The organism is Bradyrhizobium sp. RT6a, assembly GCF_040547675.1.
Taxonomy (GTDB): Bacteria; Pseudomonadota; Alphaproteobacteria; order Rhizobiales; family Xanthobacteraceae; genus Bradyrhizobium.
Window position 1 is genome coordinate 119094 of the sequence record NZ_JBEPQC010000004.1, and the last position, 16371, is coordinate 135464.

Genomic DNA, 16371 nt, shown 5'->3' on the forward strand with positions numbered 1-16371 from the left:
ACTATTCCGAAGCGTCGTATGAAATTTTTGAAAGGCACTGGAACGGTTCATGCAAGGTCGGTCGGGCGACCTCCGGCATTGGCCGCATGGCTGCTCTCCGGCGAGGTGCTAGGCGCCGTACAATGAAGCTGCTAACCATTGCCGCTTCGTTTGACCTAGGGATCACGGACCGAAGCATGGACAACCGCAGCGACATCTGGCGTGGCATCGACACGATCAAGGCACGTTTCATCGACCTCAGTGACAAGGTCTGGGGCATGCCCGAAGTCTGCTACACCGAGGCGCGGTCCGCCGCAGAACATCTCGCCGAGTTGCGTCATCAGGGTTTTCGCATCACCGAGCAGGTCGCGGGCATTCCGACCGCGGTGATGGGCGAATGGGGCGAGGGCGGACCGGTCATTGCCTTCATGGGGGAATATGATGCGCTGCCGGGCCTCAGCCAGGAGGCGGGTGTCGCGGAGCATCGTCCGGTCGAGACCGGCGGCCACGGCCATGGCTGCGGCCACAATCTGCTCGGTTCCGCAGCTCTCCTCGCCGCGACGGCGGTGAAGGACTGGCTTGCCGAGAACAAGGTGCCGGGCCGCGTGCGCTACTACGGCTGCCCCGCGGAAGAGGGCGGCGCGGCAAAAGCCTTCATGGTGCGCTCCGGCGCATTCGAAGACGCCGACATCGCCATCACCTGGCATCCGCACAGCTTCTGGGAGGTCGCGGTGACGCCGTCACTCGCCAACACCCGCGCCGATTTCATCTTCACCGGCCGCACCTCGCATGCGGCGGCCTCGCCGCATCTCGGCCGCTCCGCGCTCGACGCCGTGGAGCTGATGAATGTCGGCGTGAACTATATGCGCGAGCACATGCCCAGCGACGCGCGCGTGCACTACGCGCTGCTCGACACCGGCGGCATCGCTCCGAACGTGGTGCAGGCGCATGCGCGCGTGCGCTATTCGATCCGCGCCCGTGATCTGCCTGGCATGAACGAGCTGGTCGGACGCGTGAGCAAGATCGCGGAGGGCGCGGCGCTGATGACCGAGACCAAGGTCGAGATGAAGATCATCTCCGCGGTCTCCAACATCCTGCCGAACACGCCGCTGGAGCAGGCGCTGCACCGGGTCATGGAAGAGCTCGGACCGCCGCATTTCGACGACGCAGACAAGGGCTTTGCCACGGAGATCCGCGCGACGCTGAGCGACAAGGACATCGAGTCGGTCTATTACGCGATCGGCATGGAGCCGACCGACCGGCCGCTGGCCGACTTCCTGGTGCCACTCGATGCCAAGCGCAATCCGCTGGTCGGCTCGACCGACGTCGGCGACGTGAGCTGGGTGGTGCCGACCGTGCAGGTCCACGCACCCACGGTTGCAATCGGTACGCCCTTCCACACCTGGCAGGTGGTCGCGCAGGGCAAGAGCGCGCATGCGCACAAGGCCATGGTGCAGGCCGCCAAGGCGATGGCCGGCATCGGCATCAAGGCGCTGACGGACCCGGAGCTGATCAAGGCTGCCAAGGCGGACCTCGAGAAGCGCACCGCCAAGACACCTTACGTCTGTCCGCTGCCAGACCACGTCGCGCCGCCGCTCGACATGTCCGTGGCGTAGAATTCGCCTCGATACTTCGTCTGATCCGGCGAACAAATTTTCTGCAGTGCAGCGCGGAATCCAGCCTGTTTTGATGCTGGATTGCCGAATGGATGGGCTGCGGAATATGGTTTTGCCCAACAGACAGTCAGAAGACCGTTTGCATACACACGGTCGCAGTTGACGCGCACCCCATTCGGTGTGCCATCTACCGCCAGCCAAGCCCGGTGGTCGCCTCGCGCGACCGCCTGCATCCATACGGGAACCAGACGGGGGACAACCATGCTGGATAAAGAACTGCGTTCGATGATCGGTGACGTGAAGGACGGGCGGATGGATCGCCGTGCCTTCATTCAACGCCTGGCTGCCGTGGGTCTCACCGCGCCTTTGGCCAACCAGATCCTCGCGCTCGGCGGGGTCGCCATGGCTGAGGGCGTCTCGACCTACAAGCCGACCAAGCGCGGCGGCGGTGGTGCGCTCAAGCTGCTGTGGTGGCAGGGGCCGACCCTGCTCAATCCGCATTTCGCCACCGGCACCAAGGACCAGGACGGCTCGCGCCTGTTCTACGAACCGCTCGCCTGCTGGGATCCCGACGGCAACATGAAGCTGGTTCTCGCGACGGAGATTCCCTCGACCCAGAACGGCCTGCTCGCGGCCGACGGCAAGTCGGTGACCTGGAAGCTGAAACCCGGCGTCAAATGGCACGATGGCAAACCCTTCACCGCCGATGACGTGGTCTTCACCTGGGAATACATCATCGATCCCGCGACCGCGGCCGTCACTGTCGCGACCTACCGCGATATTACGGTTGAGAAGGTGGATGATCTGACAGTCCGCCTCGGCTTCAAGAAGCCGACGCCGTTCTGGGCCGATGCCTTCGTCGGCGCGACCGGACAGATTCTGCCTAAGCACCTGTTTGCCGAGTTCAAAGGCTCGAAGTCCCGTGAGGCGCCGGCCAACCTCGCCCCGGTCGGCACCGGCCCCTACAAATTCGTCGAGTTCAAGCCCGGCGATCTCATCCGGGGCGTGATCAATCCCGACTATCACATGCCGAACCGTCCCCATTTCGATACGATCGAGATGAAGGGCGGCGGCGATGCCGTCTCGGCGGCGCGCGCGGTGATCCAGACCGGCGAATATGATTTCGGCTGGAATATCCAGGTCGAGGACGACGTGCTGCTGCGTCTGGAGAAGGGCGGCAAGGGCAAGACCATCTACGCCGTAGGCGGCGATACCGAGTTCATCGCGCTCAACTTCACCGATCCGACCACCGAGGTCGACGGCGAGCGCTCCTCGATAAAGACCAAGCATCCGCTGTTCTCGGATCCGGCCGTGCGCAAGGCGCTGTCGCTGCTGGTCGATCGCGAGTCCATCAAGAAAGCCATCTATGGCCGCGCCGGCCGCACTACCGCGAACTTCCTCAACGGTCCCGAAAAGTTCGTCTCCAAGAACACCACATGGGAGTTCAGCGTCGAGAAGGCCTCGAAGATCCTCGACGATGCCGGCTGGAAGCCCGGCGCCGACGGCATTCGCGAGAAGGACGGCAAGAGGCTGAAGATCGTGTATCAGACCTCGATCAACGGCCCGCGCCAGAAGACCCAGGCGATCGTCAAGCAGGCCTGTCAGAAGGCCGGCATCGATGTGGAATTGAAGTCCGTCGTGGCCTCTGTGTTCTTCTCCTCGGACGTTGCCAATCCCGACACGTACGCCAAATTTTACGCGGACATCGAGATGTTCCAGATCCCGATGAGCCAGCCGGATCCCGCCCAGCACATGCGCCGCTATCATTCGAGCAATGTCGCGGCCAAGGAGAACAAGTGGCAGGGCACCAATTTCCCGCGCTGGATCAACAAGGACTATGACGCGACCATCGACGCCGCCGACGGTGAGATGGATCCGGTCAAGCGTGTGGCGCTCTACATCAAGGCCAATGATCTCCTGTTCCAGGACACCGTGTTCATCCCGGCGCAGCATCGGCTGAAGGTGGAGGCGAGCGCCAACACGCTGCGTCCGGTGATCAGCGGCTGGGCCAACGAGACCGACAATTTGTTCGACTGGTACCGCGAGGAATGATCACGCACGCCTAGAGCGGTCCTTCTTCATGAGCCAGTATGTCCTGCGTCGCCTCCTGATCGCGATTCCGAGCCTGCTCGGAATTTCGCTCGTGCTGTTCGTCGTGCTCGCGCTAGCCCCGGGCGATCCCTTCTCGGAGCTGGCGACCAATCCGAACGTTCCGCCCGAAGTCGCTCTCGCGCTTCGGGCGAAGTTCGGCCTCGACGATCCGATCTACCTTCGTTACCTGCACTGGCTCAACGCCATGCTGCACGGCGACTGGGGTTTCTCCTTTGTCAGCCGGATGAACGTCGACACGCTCATTCTCCAGCGACTGCCAACGACGCTCTACGTGATCGGCTCGGCGCAGATTCTGGCGCTCCTGATCGCGATCCCGGTCGGGGTCTATGCCGCGACGAAGCCGTATTCGCTGTTCGACCAGGTTGCCAACACGCTGGCCTTCGTCGGCTTCTCGCTTCCGACCTTCTTCACCGGCATCCTGTTCATCCTGATCTTTTCGGTCACGCTGGACTGGCTGCCCTTCGTCTACACCACGGACATCAAGGGCACGGGCATTCACTGGCTGGCGGAGACGATCCGTCAGGCGATCATGCCGGTGGCGGTGCTCGGCCTGTTCCAGGCGGCGTCGATGACGCGCTTCGTGCGCTCGGCGATGCTCGACGTGATCCGGCTCGACTACGTCACCACCGCGCGCGCCAAGGGCATCGGCCAGCGGCGGGTGATTATCAAGCACGTGATGCGCAACGCGATGATCCCGGTCGTCACGCTGATTGCGTTGCAAATCCCGGCGGTGTTCGGCGGCGCCATCGTCACCGAGCAGATTTTCCGCATCCCCGGCATCGGCTCGCTGCTGATCTCCTCCATCCTTTCCAACGACACGCCGGTGGTGATGGCCGTCACCTTCGTCTTTGCGTGCCTGGTCGTGCTGTTCAATCTCATCGCGGACGTTCTTTATGGCTGGCTTGACCCTCGCATCTCCCTCCGCTGAGCGGCGCGTCTACTCGCCCTGGCGCGAGACGTGGCGGCGCTATAGCCGCCACAAGCTTGCGGTGGTCAGTGCGTTCCTGCTCCTCGTTCTGATCCTGGCGGTGGTGGTCGGCCCCTTTGTCTGGCGGGTCAAGATCGACGACATCGATATCGTGGCGGGCATGCAGGGGCCGTCGCTGGCCCATCCTTTCGGCACCGACGATCTCGGGCAGGACATCCTCGCCCGCATGATCTATGGCGGGCGCATCTCGCTCGCGGTCGGCCTCGCCGCGATGCTGGTCTCGGTCTTTGTCGGCGTGCTGATCGGCGCGCTCGCCGGCATGTCGCGCGGTGCGCTCGGTCATGGGCTGATGTGGCTCACCGATCTCTTTCTGTCGCTGCCGCAATTGCCCCTGCTGCTGCTGCTGATCTATCTCTTCCGCGACGGGCTGAAGGCGGCTTTCGGCCCCGAGGGCGGCATTTTCATCCTGATCGTGCTCGTGATCGGTGGCTTGCGCTGGATGCCGGTCGCGCGCCTCGTTCGCGCCCAGTTCCTGTCGATCCGCGAGAAGGAATTCGTCGAAGCCGCGCGCGCTCTCGGGGCAAGCCCGGTGCGGCAGGTGGTGCGCCATATCCTGCCCAATGCCCTCGGTCCGGTGATCATCGCCGGCACCATCGACGTGGCCGCCGCCATCATCGCGGAATCAACGCTGTCCTTCCTCGGCCTCGGCTTCCCTCCGGATACGCCGACCTGGGGTCGGCTGCTCTATGACGCCAAGGATTTTCTCGACATCGGCCCGCACTGGGCGCTGTTTCCGGGCGGCGCGATCTTCATCGCGGTGGTCGCCATCAACTTCATCGGCGACGGCTTGCGTGACGCGCTCGATGCGCGGCGGGTGATCTGATGGCGCCGCTGCTCGAGATCAAGGGACTGAAAACCCACTTCTCCACGGACGACGGCATCCTCCAGGCCGTCGACGGAGTCGATATTTCCATCAACCGCGGCGAGACGCTCTGCGTCGTCGGCGAATCCGGCTGCGGCAAGACCGTCACTGCGATGTCGATCCTGAAGCTGATCGCGATGCCGCCGGGCCGCATCGCGGCAGGCGAGATCATCTTCGAGGGCCGCGATCTCGTGCCGCTGACGAGCAGTCAACTCGACGAGATCCGCGCCAAGGAGATTGGCTTCATCTTCCAGGAGCCGATGACCTCGCTCAATCCGGTTCTGACCATCGGCGAGCAGATCGCCGAAAGCCTGCGCCGCCATGAGAACGTCACCAGGAAACAGGCGCTCGAGCGCACCATCGAGATGCTCAAGCTGGTGCAGATTCCCAACGCCGAAGGCCGCGTGCACAACTATCCGCATCAGTTCTCCGGCGGCATGCGCCAGCGCGTGATGATCGCGATGGCGCTCGCCTGCAAGCCGAAGCTGATCATCGCCGACGAGCCCACCACGGCCCTCGACGTCACCATTCAGGCGCAGATCCTCGACTTGCTCCAGGATATGAAGGAACGTTTCGGCATGGCGGTGATGCTGATCACCCATGCCATGGGAGTCGTCGCCGAGACCGCGCAGCGCGTCGTGGTGATGTACGCCGGCAAGGTGGTGGAGGAGGCGCCTGTCGACGACCTCTTCGGCAATCCCGGCCATCCCTATACCCAGGGACTGATCCGCTCGATCCCGCGCATCGATCTCGACAGCGAGCACAAGGTGCGGCTGGAGGCGATCGGCGGCTCGGTGCCGATCCTGATCAACCCACCGGTCGGCTGCCGCTTCGCTCCGCGTTGTCGCCACGCCATGAGCGTCTGCTCCGAGAGGGAGCCGCTGCTGCGCGAGATCGCGCCCGGCCACCGCATGGCCTGTCATTTGGGAGATACGCAGTTGGGAGGCGCAGCATGACCGAGCCCTTGCTCCGCGTCAGCGGCCTGAAGAAATATTTTCCCGTGCATGGCGGCCTGCTGTCGCGTCAGGTCGGCAGCGTTTATGCGGTGGACGGAGTCTCGTTCTCGGTCAACCGCGGCGAGACGCTCGGCCTCGTCGGCGAATCCGGCTGCGGCAAGTCGACGACGGGCCGCTGCGTGCTGCGCCTGATCGAGCCGACCGACGGGGAGGTCGTGTTCGATGGTCAGGATGTTCGCCAGCTCGGCGGCACCGATTTGCGCGCGATGCGGCGGAACATGCAGCTCGTGTTCCAGGACCCGTTCGCCTCCCTCAATCCGCGCATGACGGTCGGCGCCATCCTCGGCGAAGCGCTGATCATCCATAAGCTCGGCTCATCGGCCAAGGAGCGGGAGGATCGCGTCGCGAGCCTGCTGGTGAAGGTGGGGCTCAAGGCCGAGCACATGCGCCGCTATCCGCATGAGTTTTCCGGCGGTCAGCGCCAGCGCATCGTGATCGCGCGTGCGCTCGCGGTCGAGCCGAAACTGATCGTCTGCGACGAACCGGTGTCGGCGCTCGACGTCTCGATCCAGGCTCAGGTCATCAACTTGCTGGAAGATCTCCAGGCCGACTTGAACCTCACCTATCTCTTCGTCGCGCACGATTTGTCGGTGGTCGAGCACATCTCCGACCGCGTCGCGGTGATGTACCTTGGCCGTATCGTCGAGCTCGCCAAGGCCAGCGACCTCTACCGCAATCCGCAGCATCCCTACACGAGGGCGCTGCTGTCGGCGGTGCCGGTGCCCGATCCCAAGCTCAAGCGCGAGCGCATCCGCCTCAAGGGCGACGTTCCGAGCCCGATGAAGCCGCCGTCGGGCTGCCACTTCCACACCCGCTGTCCTATCGCCCAGCCGCGTTGCGCCGAAAGCGCGCCGGAGCTGAAGGAGGGAGCGGGCGGGCACCTTGTGGCGTGTCATCTCGCCTGACGCCTGGAAAAGCGGAGCGCGCATTCATGCGTGAAGCAGGCCGTGCTCCGAAAGGGCCTGCCTGAACGCTTCAACCGAAGTGTGGTGATGCGCGAACAGACCCGCCTCTCTCGCGCCGGCGACATTGGCCATGAGATCGTCGACGAACAGGACGCTCTCCGGTTTGACGTCGAGCTCCGACAGACAGAGGCGGTAGCAGCGCGGGTCCGGCTTCGCTGTCTTGAACCGGGCCGAGGCGTAGATTCGCGAGCCGAACAGCGGCGGCAATTCCGGCAGCAACGCAGCAATATGGTCGGCGACCAGCGTGGTGTTGTTAGTCAGGACGGCAATGTCGACGGTTTGACGCAAGCTGCCGGCAATCTCCAGCATGGCACGATCGGCCTGCATTGAACGGCGTCGCGCCTCGATCCACTCGTCCAGTGATAGCGGATAGCCGATGCGGTCGCCGAAACCCCGCAAATAGTCCGCGGCATCGAGAGTGCCGGAATCGCCGAGCAGCTCGAAACCGCTGTCCCAGATCGCCTTGTGGACGGATTCGCTCGTAGCCCCCGCAAGCTTCGCCAGCCATGCGACACGCTTTGCCCTGTCGTAGTCGCAGAGGACATTGTCCATGTCGAAGAGGACGAGCTTGATTCCACCAGTCACAGCGGCACTCTCGGATTGGCCGAACATCCGGCCGTGATCCCAGCCATACCGCGCTGGAGCGCAGGCGACAAATCCAGAGCAACAGTCGATCCCGTCACGCGCTTCTCGCGGGCCAGGGAACGACCTGTGCCGACATCGCCAGCCGGTCCAGGCCGTTGTCCTTGGCGGCGTAGAGCGCGCGATCGGCGGCGGCGACCAGCGTGCTGCAGTCCGTCGTGGGTTGGGACGGCAGACTCGTCGCGGCGCCAACACTTGCAGTCATCAGGGGGGAGGGGATTGTCGCTTTAACCAGGCTGGCTCAAGCGTCGGCTTGGCCCGGTGTTCTGCCTCACTCGTCCAGCGTGAAGCCGACGCGCAGCGTAACCTGGTAGTGGCGCACGGCACCGTTCTCGATATGGCCGCGCGTTTGCACCACCTCGAACCATTTCATCTCACGAACGGTCTTGGCGGCCCGGCTGACCGCGTTCTTGATCGCGTCCTCGATCGAGGTCTCGGATGATCCGACCAGTTCCAGGATCTTGTAGACGTGATCCGTCTCGCTTGTGGCCATGACTATTCTCCCCTTGTGCTGTGGCAGGGCTGGACACGTCTGGCGCGGACCGTTGGCGTGCGCGAGACATCCGGCCTTCACTCTGAACGGTCGGCGGCGCATCGAGTTCCGTCCCCGGCGAGAGCCTGCCGCGCGCCTGCCGGGCACCGCCCTGGCGCTTCCATTTTTTGTAAGTGCACGAAAATCTGGATCGCATGTCCGGCCAGCGCTCCCGAATTGACGCGCGGTCGCGGGCCTGCCCTTGCCCGTCCCGATACGAGCGAGCTAACCTCGGCTTTCCTCTGGCATCTTCGAAGAGCGGTGATGATCGCGCGTTGGACGAGGGGCGTTCTGGCTGCGATCGGTCTCTGCGTTGTGCCTGCGCCGGCCCTCGCGCAGGACGATCCCGACGGTGCCCCGGTGAGCATGTCGCTGCAGGTGACGACCGATCCCTCCGCCATCGCGTGCCGCCGGCTGGAAACGGTCAATCCGGCCTCGCTGATCTTCTTGCCGCTGCGCCGGACCTTCAACGAGGATTTTGACGAGCACCCGCTGGCGAACGGACGCTGGGTGCCGCATTACGCCGGCGGTGCGGCCTGGCCGGAGGCGCGCTACTGGGGCGGCGACGGCTCCGACTTCAAGCGCAAGACCAGCGCCAATGGCGAGCAACAGATCTATGTCGATCCGCGCTACGCGGGGCGGGCCGCGGCGCCGCTCGGGCTCGATCCGTTCAAGGTCAAGGACGGCGTGCTGTCGATCGTCGCCAGCCGCACCCCGCCGGAATTGAAACCGGTGCTGTTCAACAACGAGTACATTTCCGGGATACTTACGACCCAGGGCACGTTCGCGCAGAAGCACGGCTATTTCGAGATCCGCGCCAAGGTGCCGGTCGGGCATGCGGTGTGGCCGGCGTTCTGGATGCTGGCGGATGACGGCGGCTGGCCGCCGGAGGTCGATGTGCTGGAAGGCCGCGGCGAAAAGCCGGGCGATCTCGTGATGACGACGCATTGGCGGATTCCCTCGACCCAGAAGATCCAGTCCTGCGGCTTCGACTTCGCGGTCGGAGACGCTTCGAGCGCATTCCACACTTATGGTGTACTGTGGGAAGAGGATCGCCTTGTCTATTTCATCGACCGCAGGCCGGTGTCCGACATCAAGGTGCCGATCGGTTTCGACGACCCCATGTACATGATCGTCAATCTCGCGATCGGATCGAAATTCTTTCTCGGCGTCGGACCTGTCGACGCGGAGTCGCCCCCGGCCGTCGCATTCGAGATCGACCGGATTTCCGTCTATCAGATCGATATGGAGCAGGCCCGGAGATAGCAATGGCAGCTGATTTCTCGCGGCGCGATTTTGCAAAGCTCGCGGGCCTTGCGGCGGTCGGCGCAACGGCAGGTGCCAAGGCGGCGGAGAAGGCTGCGGTCGATGAAACGCTGATCGTGCCCGACCGCCACGCGCCCGCGCCCTTCCCGAAGAATTTTCTCTGGGGGACGGCGACTTCGTCCTATCAGATCGAAGGCGCCGTCGAAGAGGACGGTCGCGGCAAGTCGATCTGGGACACCTTCAGTCACACGCCCGGCAGAATCGAGGACGGCACGACCGGCGACCGCGCCAACGAACACTATCGTCGCTACAAGGACGACGTGACGCTGATCAAGGCGCTCGGCGTCAAGGCTTACCGTTTCTCGATCGCCTGGCCGCGGGTGTTTCCGGAAGGATCGGGACAACCCAATCCCAAAGGGCTCGACTTCTACAACCGTCTCGTCGACGAGCTGCTCGCGAACGGCATCGAGCCCTACGCCACGCTCTATCACTGGGACCTTCCGCAGGCGCTCCAGGACCGCGCCGGCGGCTGGCAGTCCAGCGACACCTCGAAGGCTTTTGCCGACTACGCCGCCTACGTCGCCCAGCGCCTGACCGATCGCGTGAAGAATATTTTCACCGTCAACGAGGTCGGGCGCTTCGTGAATTTCGGCTATGGCTGGGGCATCGACGCGCCCGGACTCAAGCTGCCGGCGGCGCAACTCAATCAGGCCCGCCATCACGTCGCGCTGGCGCATGGGCTGGCGGTGCAGGCGATCCGCGCCTCAGGGCGCGCCGGCACCCGCGTCGGCGCGGCCGAGAACATTGCCGCCTGCGTGCCGGCGATCGCGACACCCGAAAACATCCGCGCGGCCGAGATCGCGACGCGCGAGCTCAACGCCGGCTTCCTCGGTGTGGTGCTGGAGGGCAAATACACCGACGGTTTCCTCGCCTATGCCGGCGCGGACGCTCCGAAATTCACGCCTGATGAATTGAAGATCATCGGCACGCCGAACGACTTCGTCGGCCTCAACATCTACGCGCCGCAATATTACATCACGGCCTCCGATCGTGCGCCCGGCTTCCATGTACTGCCGTTCCCGACCTCGTTCCCGCACATGAACTCGGAATGGTTACGGGTTGGCCCCGAGGTCATCTACTGGGCGCCGCGCATCGCCGCAAAGATCTGGAACATCGACGATATCTATATCAGCGAGAACGGTACCTCGTCGGAGGACAAGCTCGCCGCCGACGGCCAGGTCTACGACCTCGACCGCATCATGTTCCTGCGCAACTACCTGACCCAGATGCAGCGCGCGATTACCGAAGGCGTCCCAATTCGCGGCTATTTCCTGTGGAGCCTGATGGACAATTTCGAATGGATTTTTGGTTACGGAAAGCGGTTTGGCCTGTACCGCGTCGATTTCGAGACGCAGGCGAGGGTGCCGAAGCTGAGCGCGGCGTTCTATCGCGACGTGGTCGCGCGGAATGCGATCGGGATGTGAGACCAGACGCAGACCTTACGGATCCAGCTCCGTATCCCAGTAGAGATAATCCAGCCAGCTGTCGTGCAGATAGTTCGGTGGGAACAGGCGGCCGTTGCGGTGGAGCTGGTGCACGGTCGGCGCGAACGCATGTTGGCGCGGAAACATCCTGGCCTGCACCGGCGTCAGATTGCCCTTGCGCAGATTGCAGGGCGAGCACGCCGCGACCACGTTCTCCCAGGTGGTCTGGCCGCCTTTGCTGCGCGGGATGATGTGGTCGAAGGTGAGGTCTTCGGGCGAGCCGCAATACTGGCAGGCGAAACGATCGCGCAGGAAGACGTTAAATCGGGTGAAGGCAGGATGGGTGGTCGGCTTGACGAAGGATTTGAGCGAGACGACGCTCGGCAACTGCATTTGCAGTGTGGGACTATGGACCGCCTGATCGTAATGCGCGACGATGTTGACGCGGTCGAGGAATACCGCCTTGATCGCGTCCTGCCACGACCACAAAGACAGTGGGTAGTAACTCAGCGGCCGGAAGTCCGCATTCAGCACCAACACCGGCCAATGGCCTTGCGAGACATGTGCGTTCAAGTAACGCTCCTGGCCTCCAATGTACGCTGCGAAGCAGCACGTAACTGACATACTACATGCAGCGTGACGGGATTGTGAAGCCCGTCGAGCGACTTATTCCGGCACAAGCAATGCGGCACGGGGGTGGCAAACCGCGCAAAACGCCGTGATTTCCAGGTCCGGGGCCGTGGAGGCAGCGTCCTCCCGACAGCGCAACGTGGATGTGCCGAGGCAGCTACTCCCGTACCCGCTCCAGCTTCTGCAAACATCGCGTCGCGCGCACCGCGGCCGGCATCTCCTCATCCGGAAAGCTGGTCTTCCAGTCGGTGACGCCGACCTCGCCGACATAAATGTCGCCCCGGGAATCCAGCGCAATGCCATGCGGTGCCAGGAACTTGCCGCTCGCAACGCCCGGGCCTTCCTCGCCGCCGAGCCGCGCGATGCGGTTGCCCTTGGCGTCCACGATCGAGAGCCGCGGGCCGAGATTGGGCACCTTGCGGTTGACCGCGAGGCCGGGCCCGAGTTCTCCGATGACGAAGGTCGGGCTCTTGCTGCCGCCGCAGCAGCATAGCGCACAAGGCCGGTGCAGATTGTTCCATTGCGTCTCGTACTTGCCGTTGCCATCGAACACCTGCACGCGGTGGTTCTCGCGGTCGGCGACATAGACAAAGCCGTCGGCATCTGTGGCGATGTTGTGGACGATGTTGAACTGGCCGGGATCGGTGCCGGGCTCGCCCCAGCTTGTCATCAGCTTGCCATCGGGCGTGAATTTGTGCACGCGCGCATTGCCATAGCCGTCGGAGACGTAGATTTCGCCCTTCGGCGACAGCGCCGTGTGGGTACAGCGGTGGAAGGGGTCGCCGCTCATGAACGGCGACGGCTTCTCGGGGATGCCGATCGTCAGCAGCACCTTGCCGTCGGTGGTGCACTTGCGCACGGTGTGGTCGCCGTCATCGGTGCAATAAAGATTGTCGTCGGCATCGATGTGCAGGCCATGGGCGCGCGAGAACAGGCCTTCGCCCCAACTGCGCAAGAAATTGCCCTCGCGGTCCAGCACGACCATCGGATGGGCCCCGCGGTTGAAGACGTAGACGCGGTCCTTGCTGTCGACCGCGACCGAAGCGACGTCGGTGAGCTGCCATCCGTCCGGCAGCTTTGCGAAGTTCTCAACGACGCGGTAGCGGTGCTCGCCGGTGCCGAGAATGGCTGGCATTGGTGTTCTCCTCTTATTCGTGTCGGCGATGCGCGATCGTCTCCACACTGTCATTGCGAGCGCAGCGAAGCAATCCAGACTGCGTCCGCGGAAGACACTGGATTGCTTCGCTGCGCTCGCAATGACGAGGAGGCTCAAATTGCGCCCGCCTCACGCCCCAAAATCCCTTCCTCGATCGCCTTGATCTGGAGCGCGAGATATTTCGAGTTGATCCGGCATTGCGCGAGGCTGCCAGCGATGAACCAGAGGCCGGGTTGCCCAGTGCGCGCATACATGTTGCGAAGCTCGAGGCCGTCGCCAAAGCCCCAGATCGGGCCGACGCGGTCGGCGACGCCGTCGCCGAACAGTTTTTGCACCAGATATTCCTGTGTCTTGTAACCGGTCGAAAGCACGATCAGGTCGGCCGGAAGGGTCGTGCCGTCCTTCATCCGCGCCCCCTCGGCGACGAAGCTCTCGATGTCGGAAAACTGCCTGAGCTTGATCGCACCCTCGACGATGAGGTTGGAGCAGCCGACATTGAAATAATAGCCGCCGCCACGGGTGAGATATTTGAACTGCCAGCCGGTGCCGGCCTCGCCGAAATCGAGCTTGAAGCCGACCTTGCGCAGGCCGTCGAGCAGCTCGTTATCGAGCTCCTTCGACTGCTCCGTCAGCATCACATGGGTCTTCTTCGCCAGCGGCGTCGGCATCGAGGCCGCGATCAAATCGTTGTCCTCGAGCGTGCCCTCATTGTAGGTCGCGTAGGCAAGTTGGGCCGACGGCTCGATATTGGTGACCAGCGTGGGTGAACGCTGCACCAGCGTCACTTCCGCGCCACTCGAGTGAAGGTCCTGCGCGATGTCGTGACCGCTATTGCCGGTGCCGATGACGATGGCGCGTTTTCCTGTCCAGTTTTCGCCGTCCTCGTAGCGGCTCGAATGCAGCAGCGTGCCCTTGAAGTTATCGAGGGTTGGAATAACAGGCACATTGGCGATGCCGCTGACGCCGGTAGCCATCACAACATGGCGCGGGTGCGTGGTCCGTTTGCCACCGTCGGCGCCTCGCAACGTGACGGTCCAGTTGCCCTTGGCATCGTCGTAGGCGCCGCATTCGAATTCGGTTCCGGTCCAGAAGTTCAGCTCCATCGCGTCGACGTAAGCTTCGAACCAGTTGGCAAGCTTGTCCTTGGGGATATAGGTCGGCCAGTTCGGCGGAAACGGCATGTAGGGCAGATGATTGACCTGCACCTGGTTGTGCAGGGTCAGCGCGTGGTAGCGCCTGCGCCAATTGTCTCCGATCCGCGCCTCGCGATCGACGATCAGGGTGTCGATTTTCAACTGCTTCAGCCGCGCCGCGATCGCGAGCCCGGCCTGGCCGCCGCCGACCACCAGCACGGCTGGATCGCGACCGGTGTAGTCGCGCGAGGCGTTGCGCAGGTCGAGCCAGTTCGGTCCACGGAAGTCGCGCGAATAAGCCTGGCCGCGCGGCCGGGAGGCGCCGAGTTGCTCCTCGAAGCCCTTGAGCTCGTCGAGCGCGGTGAGGAGCGTCCACGCTTTCAGGCGATCGCCGTCGGTGGCGTCGGGTACGAGCCGGACGATGCCGCTACCGCGGCCGATTGCGGTCTCGAAATTGAAGATCGCTTCGATCGTGTTGGTCCCGGCACGCGTCACCCAGCGCGGTGGCGCTCGGTTCGGCGCGATCTTGAAGCTGCCCGGCGCGACCTTTGCCGCGAGCGTTGTCAGCTCCCGCTTGATCGAGTCGCCGCCGGCGATGGTTTGCAGGTTCCAGCTCAGTGCCAGCACATCGCGCCAATAGCTGTCGGCGACGAAAAGAGGGTCCAGCCCAGCGCCACCGGGTACGCCAAACGTGCGCTCGAATTCATCGAGCCAGGCTTGCGCGGATGCGGCAATATCCTTCGTCCTGTCCAGCATGCGCGACCTCGTGCCGTCTTCGCGGCGTTTCCTCTAGGGTCGAAAGCTATACTGTTTCGCGGACGACCCATAGCCGATTACCCGAGCAGTGAGAGCATGTGCCCCTGCTTCAGCGGAATGCGCCCGTCAGCCCGTGAGAGAGGCCTGCGGCACTCTCGCGGTGTTTGAGAACGGACACGCGAAAAAGGCTCCACCTCGGTGGAGCCTCCCTCGCGCTCTTGGGATTCACAGCCGCTCGCGTCGCGGCGAGCGGAACATCCCTACCTCACCCGCGTGCCGGCGCCGTACAACTCACGCTCACGGCCGACATCGTCAGGCGACAGCGGCGGGCTTGCGGCGTCGAAGCCGTTCCAGCCGGACTTTTGCCAGGCGGCGCTCCGTTCCTGCAGGTTCACGGCCTTCTCGTGCAATAGGGCATCGAGACGTGAGCGGTCCTGGTCGGGCACCCGCGCCGATACCAGCGTTCCGCCGCGACGGACGCCCTCCGCGTACCGCGACGCATCGTCCTTGGAAACGCCGGCTTCGGTCAGCGCGCCAACGATGCCGCCCGTCGCGGCGCCCGCTGCGGCACCAACTGCCGTAGAAGCCAGCCATCCGGCAGCAACCACCGGCCCGAGCCCCGGAATAGCCAGCAAGCCGAGTCCTGCAAGCAGGCCCGCCGCGCTTCCGATTCCAGCGCCGATGCCGGCGCCCGTACCGGCGCCTTCGGCGCGGTCATCGACGCCGTCGCGGTCACGGTCGACCTTGCCGGTGGAGGAGGAGCCGTACCAATTATCGGAGTTGTTCGCGACGATGCTGATGTCGGAGTGCGGCACGCCCGCGGCCTCCAGACGCCTGACCGCACGTTCCGCATCCGAATAGGTGTCATAAAGTCGAGAAATGGTGGTGGTCATGTTTTATCCTCCTTACTTGGCGGGGTTCACGTTGCCCTGGAAATCGACGCTCACGTCCGCCTTGGTCCCAGCCTTGTCGGCCTTGCCGCGCCAGACGCCGTCGTCGTCCTTTTGCAGGCCGGAAACATTGGAATAGCCCGCGCCCTCGATCTTCGACTTGGCCTGTCCCTCGGTGAAGCTGTTGCGGCCAGCAACCGGTGCGTTGGAGTTGTTGTGATCAGAGCTGTTGACGGCGTTGTTGCCCGGCCCGCTTTGTGCCTTTTGGGACTGTGCGCTTACGGGCATTGATCCGAGCAGCAGGACAGCCGCAGCGAGCGAAATTAGACGTGACATAGTTTATC

At 63.8% G+C, this 16371-nt stretch carries 16 protein-coding genes; 8 read left to right on the forward strand and 8 right to left on the reverse strand.

What is annotated here, in order from left to right:
* Positions 1-176 precede the first annotated feature (176 nt).
* From ABIC03_RS22325 to ABIC03_RS22350, 6 genes are all read left to right on the forward strand, one after another.
* Positions 177-1595: a M20 family metallopeptidase gene (locus ABIC03_RS22325; RefSeq protein ID WP_027514180.1), complete on the forward strand. Its 1419-nt coding sequence runs from the start codon at positions 177-179 to the stop codon at positions 1593-1595.
* Between the two features lie 261 nt (positions 1596-1856).
* On the forward strand, positions 1857-3647 hold the full coding sequence (locus ABIC03_RS22330; RefSeq protein ID WP_354061103.1) for a peptide ABC transporter substrate-binding protein: 1791 nt from the start codon (positions 1857-1859) through the stop codon (positions 3645-3647).
* A 28-nt stretch (positions 3648-3675) separates the two neighbouring features.
* Positions 3676-4635, forward strand: a complete 960-nt coding sequence (locus ABIC03_RS22335) for an ABC transporter permease (protein ID WP_106941042.1) — start codon at positions 3676-3678, stop codon at positions 4633-4635.
* The gene (locus ABIC03_RS22340) at positions 4601-5518 is read left to right on the forward strand and encodes an ABC transporter permease (protein WP_007615333.1); all 918 of its coding nucleotides are present in this window, start codon (positions 4601-4603) and stop codon (positions 5516-5518) included. The genes ABIC03_RS22335 and ABIC03_RS22340 overlap by 35 nt, the downstream gene beginning before the upstream one ends.
* Positions 5518-6513 carry an ABC transporter ATP-binding protein gene (locus ABIC03_RS22345; RefSeq protein WP_354061106.1) on the forward strand — a complete coding sequence of 332 codons (996 nt, stop codon included), beginning with the start codon at positions 5518-5520 and terminating at the stop codon, positions 6511-6513. The genes ABIC03_RS22340 and ABIC03_RS22345 overlap by 1 nt, the downstream gene beginning before the upstream one ends.
* Positions 6510-7478, forward strand: coding sequence for an ABC transporter ATP-binding protein (locus ABIC03_RS22350; protein ID WP_354061108.1), 969 nt, complete (start codon positions 6510-6512; stop codon positions 7476-7478). The genes ABIC03_RS22345 and ABIC03_RS22350 overlap by 4 nt, the downstream gene beginning before the upstream one ends.
* 24 nt (positions 7479-7502) lie before the next feature.
* Here the strand turns inward: ABIC03_RS22350 and ABIC03_RS22355 are convergent, their stop codons facing one another.
* The 3 genes from ABIC03_RS22355 to ABIC03_RS22365 all read right to left on the reverse strand — a co-directional run bounded on the left by ABIC03_RS22355 (position 7503) and on the right by ABIC03_RS22365 (position 8673).
* Positions 7503-8150: an HAD family hydrolase gene (locus ABIC03_RS22355; protein WP_354061110.1), complete on the reverse strand. Its 648-nt coding sequence runs from the start codon at positions 8148-8150 to the stop codon at positions 7503-7505.
* Between the two features lie 67 nt (positions 8151-8217).
* Positions 8218-8385 (reverse strand): hypothetical protein, encoded by a 168-nt coding sequence (locus tag ABIC03_RS22360; RefSeq protein WP_354061112.1) that lies wholly within the window; start codon positions 8383-8385, stop codon positions 8218-8220.
* Positions 8386-8451: 66 nt separating this feature from the next.
* Positions 8452-8673, reverse strand: a complete 222-nt coding sequence (locus ABIC03_RS22365) for a dodecin (protein ID WP_018453224.1) — start codon at positions 8671-8673, stop codon at positions 8452-8454.
* 303 nt (positions 8674-8976) lie between these two features.
* Here ABIC03_RS22365 and ABIC03_RS22370 point away from each other — a divergent pair, with 303 nt between their 5' ends.
* Both ABIC03_RS22370 and ABIC03_RS22375 read left to right on the forward strand, forming a co-directional pair.
* Positions 8977-9978 (forward strand): glycoside hydrolase family 16 protein, encoded by a 1002-nt coding sequence (locus ABIC03_RS22370; RefSeq protein ID WP_354061114.1) that lies wholly within the window; start codon positions 8977-8979, stop codon positions 9976-9978.
* Between the two features lie 2 nt (positions 9979-9980).
* A complete protein-coding gene (locus tag ABIC03_RS22375; protein WP_354061116.1) occupies positions 9981-11462 on the forward strand; it encodes a GH1 family beta-glucosidase in 1482 nt (493 codons plus the stop codon).
* Positions 11463-11477: 15 nt separating this feature from the next.
* Here ABIC03_RS22375 and ABIC03_RS22380 read toward each other — a convergent pair whose 3' ends face one another.
* From ABIC03_RS22380 to ABIC03_RS22400, 5 genes are all read right to left on the reverse strand, one after another.
* On the reverse strand, positions 11478-12035 hold the full coding sequence (locus tag ABIC03_RS22380; RefSeq protein WP_247357783.1) for an HNH endonuclease: 558 nt from the start codon (positions 12033-12035) through the stop codon (positions 11478-11480).
* Between the two features lie 214 nt (positions 12036-12249).
* Positions 12250-13227, reverse strand: a complete 978-nt coding sequence (locus tag ABIC03_RS22385) for a peptidyl-alpha-hydroxyglycine alpha-amidating lyase family protein (RefSeq protein WP_354061119.1) — start codon at positions 13225-13227, stop codon at positions 12250-12252.
* Positions 13228-13361: 134 nt separating this feature from the next.
* Positions 13362-15137, reverse strand: a complete 1776-nt coding sequence (locus ABIC03_RS22390) for a flavin-containing monooxygenase (protein ID WP_354061121.1) — start codon at positions 15135-15137, stop codon at positions 13362-13364.
* Between the two features lie 260 nt (positions 15138-15397).
* Positions 15398-16030, reverse strand: a complete 633-nt coding sequence (locus ABIC03_RS22395; RefSeq protein ID WP_275170916.1) for a general stress protein — start codon at positions 16028-16030, stop codon at positions 15398-15400.
* 12 nt (positions 16031-16042) lie between these two features.
* The gene (locus tag ABIC03_RS22400) at positions 16043-16363 is read right to left on the reverse strand and encodes a hypothetical protein (RefSeq protein WP_354061124.1); all 321 of its coding nucleotides are present in this window, start codon (positions 16361-16363) and stop codon (positions 16043-16045) included.
* Positions 16364-16371 lie beyond the last annotated feature (8 nt).

Bases quoted from the DNA above. Each gene is read 5' to 3' on its own strand.
- ABIC03_RS22325 (WP_027514180.1), top strand. From the start codon at position 177: ATGGACAACCGCAGCGACATCTGGCGTGGCATCGACACGATCAAGGCA.
- ABIC03_RS22330 (WP_354061103.1), top strand. From the start codon at position 1,857: ATGCTGGATAAAGAACTGCGTTCGATGATCGGTGACGTGAAGGACGGG.
- ABIC03_RS22335 (WP_106941042.1), top strand. From the start codon at position 3,676: ATGAGCCAGTATGTCCTGCGTCGCCTCCTGATCGCGATTCCGAGCCTG.
- ABIC03_RS22340 (WP_007615333.1), top strand. From the start codon at position 4,601: ATGGCTGGCTTGACCCTCGCATCTCCCTCCGCTGAGCGGCGCGTCTAC.
- ABIC03_RS22345 (WP_354061106.1), top strand. From the start codon at position 5,518: ATGGCGCCGCTGCTCGAGATCAAGGGACTGAAAACCCACTTCTCCACG.
- ABIC03_RS22350 (WP_354061108.1), top strand. From the start codon at position 6,510: ATGACCGAGCCCTTGCTCCGCGTCAGCGGCCTGAAGAAATATTTTCCC.
- ABIC03_RS22355 (WP_354061110.1), bottom strand. From the start codon at position 8,150: ATGTTCGGCCAATCCGAGAGTGCCGCTGTGACTGGTGGAATCAAGCTC.
- ABIC03_RS22360 (WP_354061112.1), bottom strand. From the start codon at position 8,385: ATGACTGCAAGTGTTGGCGCCGCGACGAGTCTGCCGTCCCAACCCACG.
- ABIC03_RS22365 (WP_018453224.1), bottom strand. From the start codon at position 8,673: ATGGCCACAAGCGAGACGGATCACGTCTACAAGATCCTGGAACTGGTC.
- ABIC03_RS22370 (WP_354061114.1), top strand. From the start codon at position 8,977: ATGATCGCGCGTTGGACGAGGGGCGTTCTGGCTGCGATCGGTCTCTGC.
- ABIC03_RS22375 (WP_354061116.1), top strand. From the start codon at position 9,981: ATGGCAGCTGATTTCTCGCGGCGCGATTTTGCAAAGCTCGCGGGCCTT.
- ABIC03_RS22385 (WP_354061119.1), bottom strand. From the start codon at position 13,227: ATGCCAGCCATTCTCGGCACCGGCGAGCACCGCTACCGCGTCGTTGAG.
- ABIC03_RS22390 (WP_354061121.1), bottom strand. From the start codon at position 15,137: ATGCTGGACAGGACGAAGGATATTGCCGCATCCGCGCAAGCCTGGCTC.
- ABIC03_RS22395 (WP_275170916.1), bottom strand. From the start codon at position 16,030: ATGACCACCACCATTTCTCGACTTTATGACACCTATTCGGATGCGGAA.
- ABIC03_RS22400 (WP_354061124.1), bottom strand. From the start codon at position 16,363: ATGTCACGTCTAATTTCGCTCGCTGCGGCTGTCCTGCTGCTCGGATCA.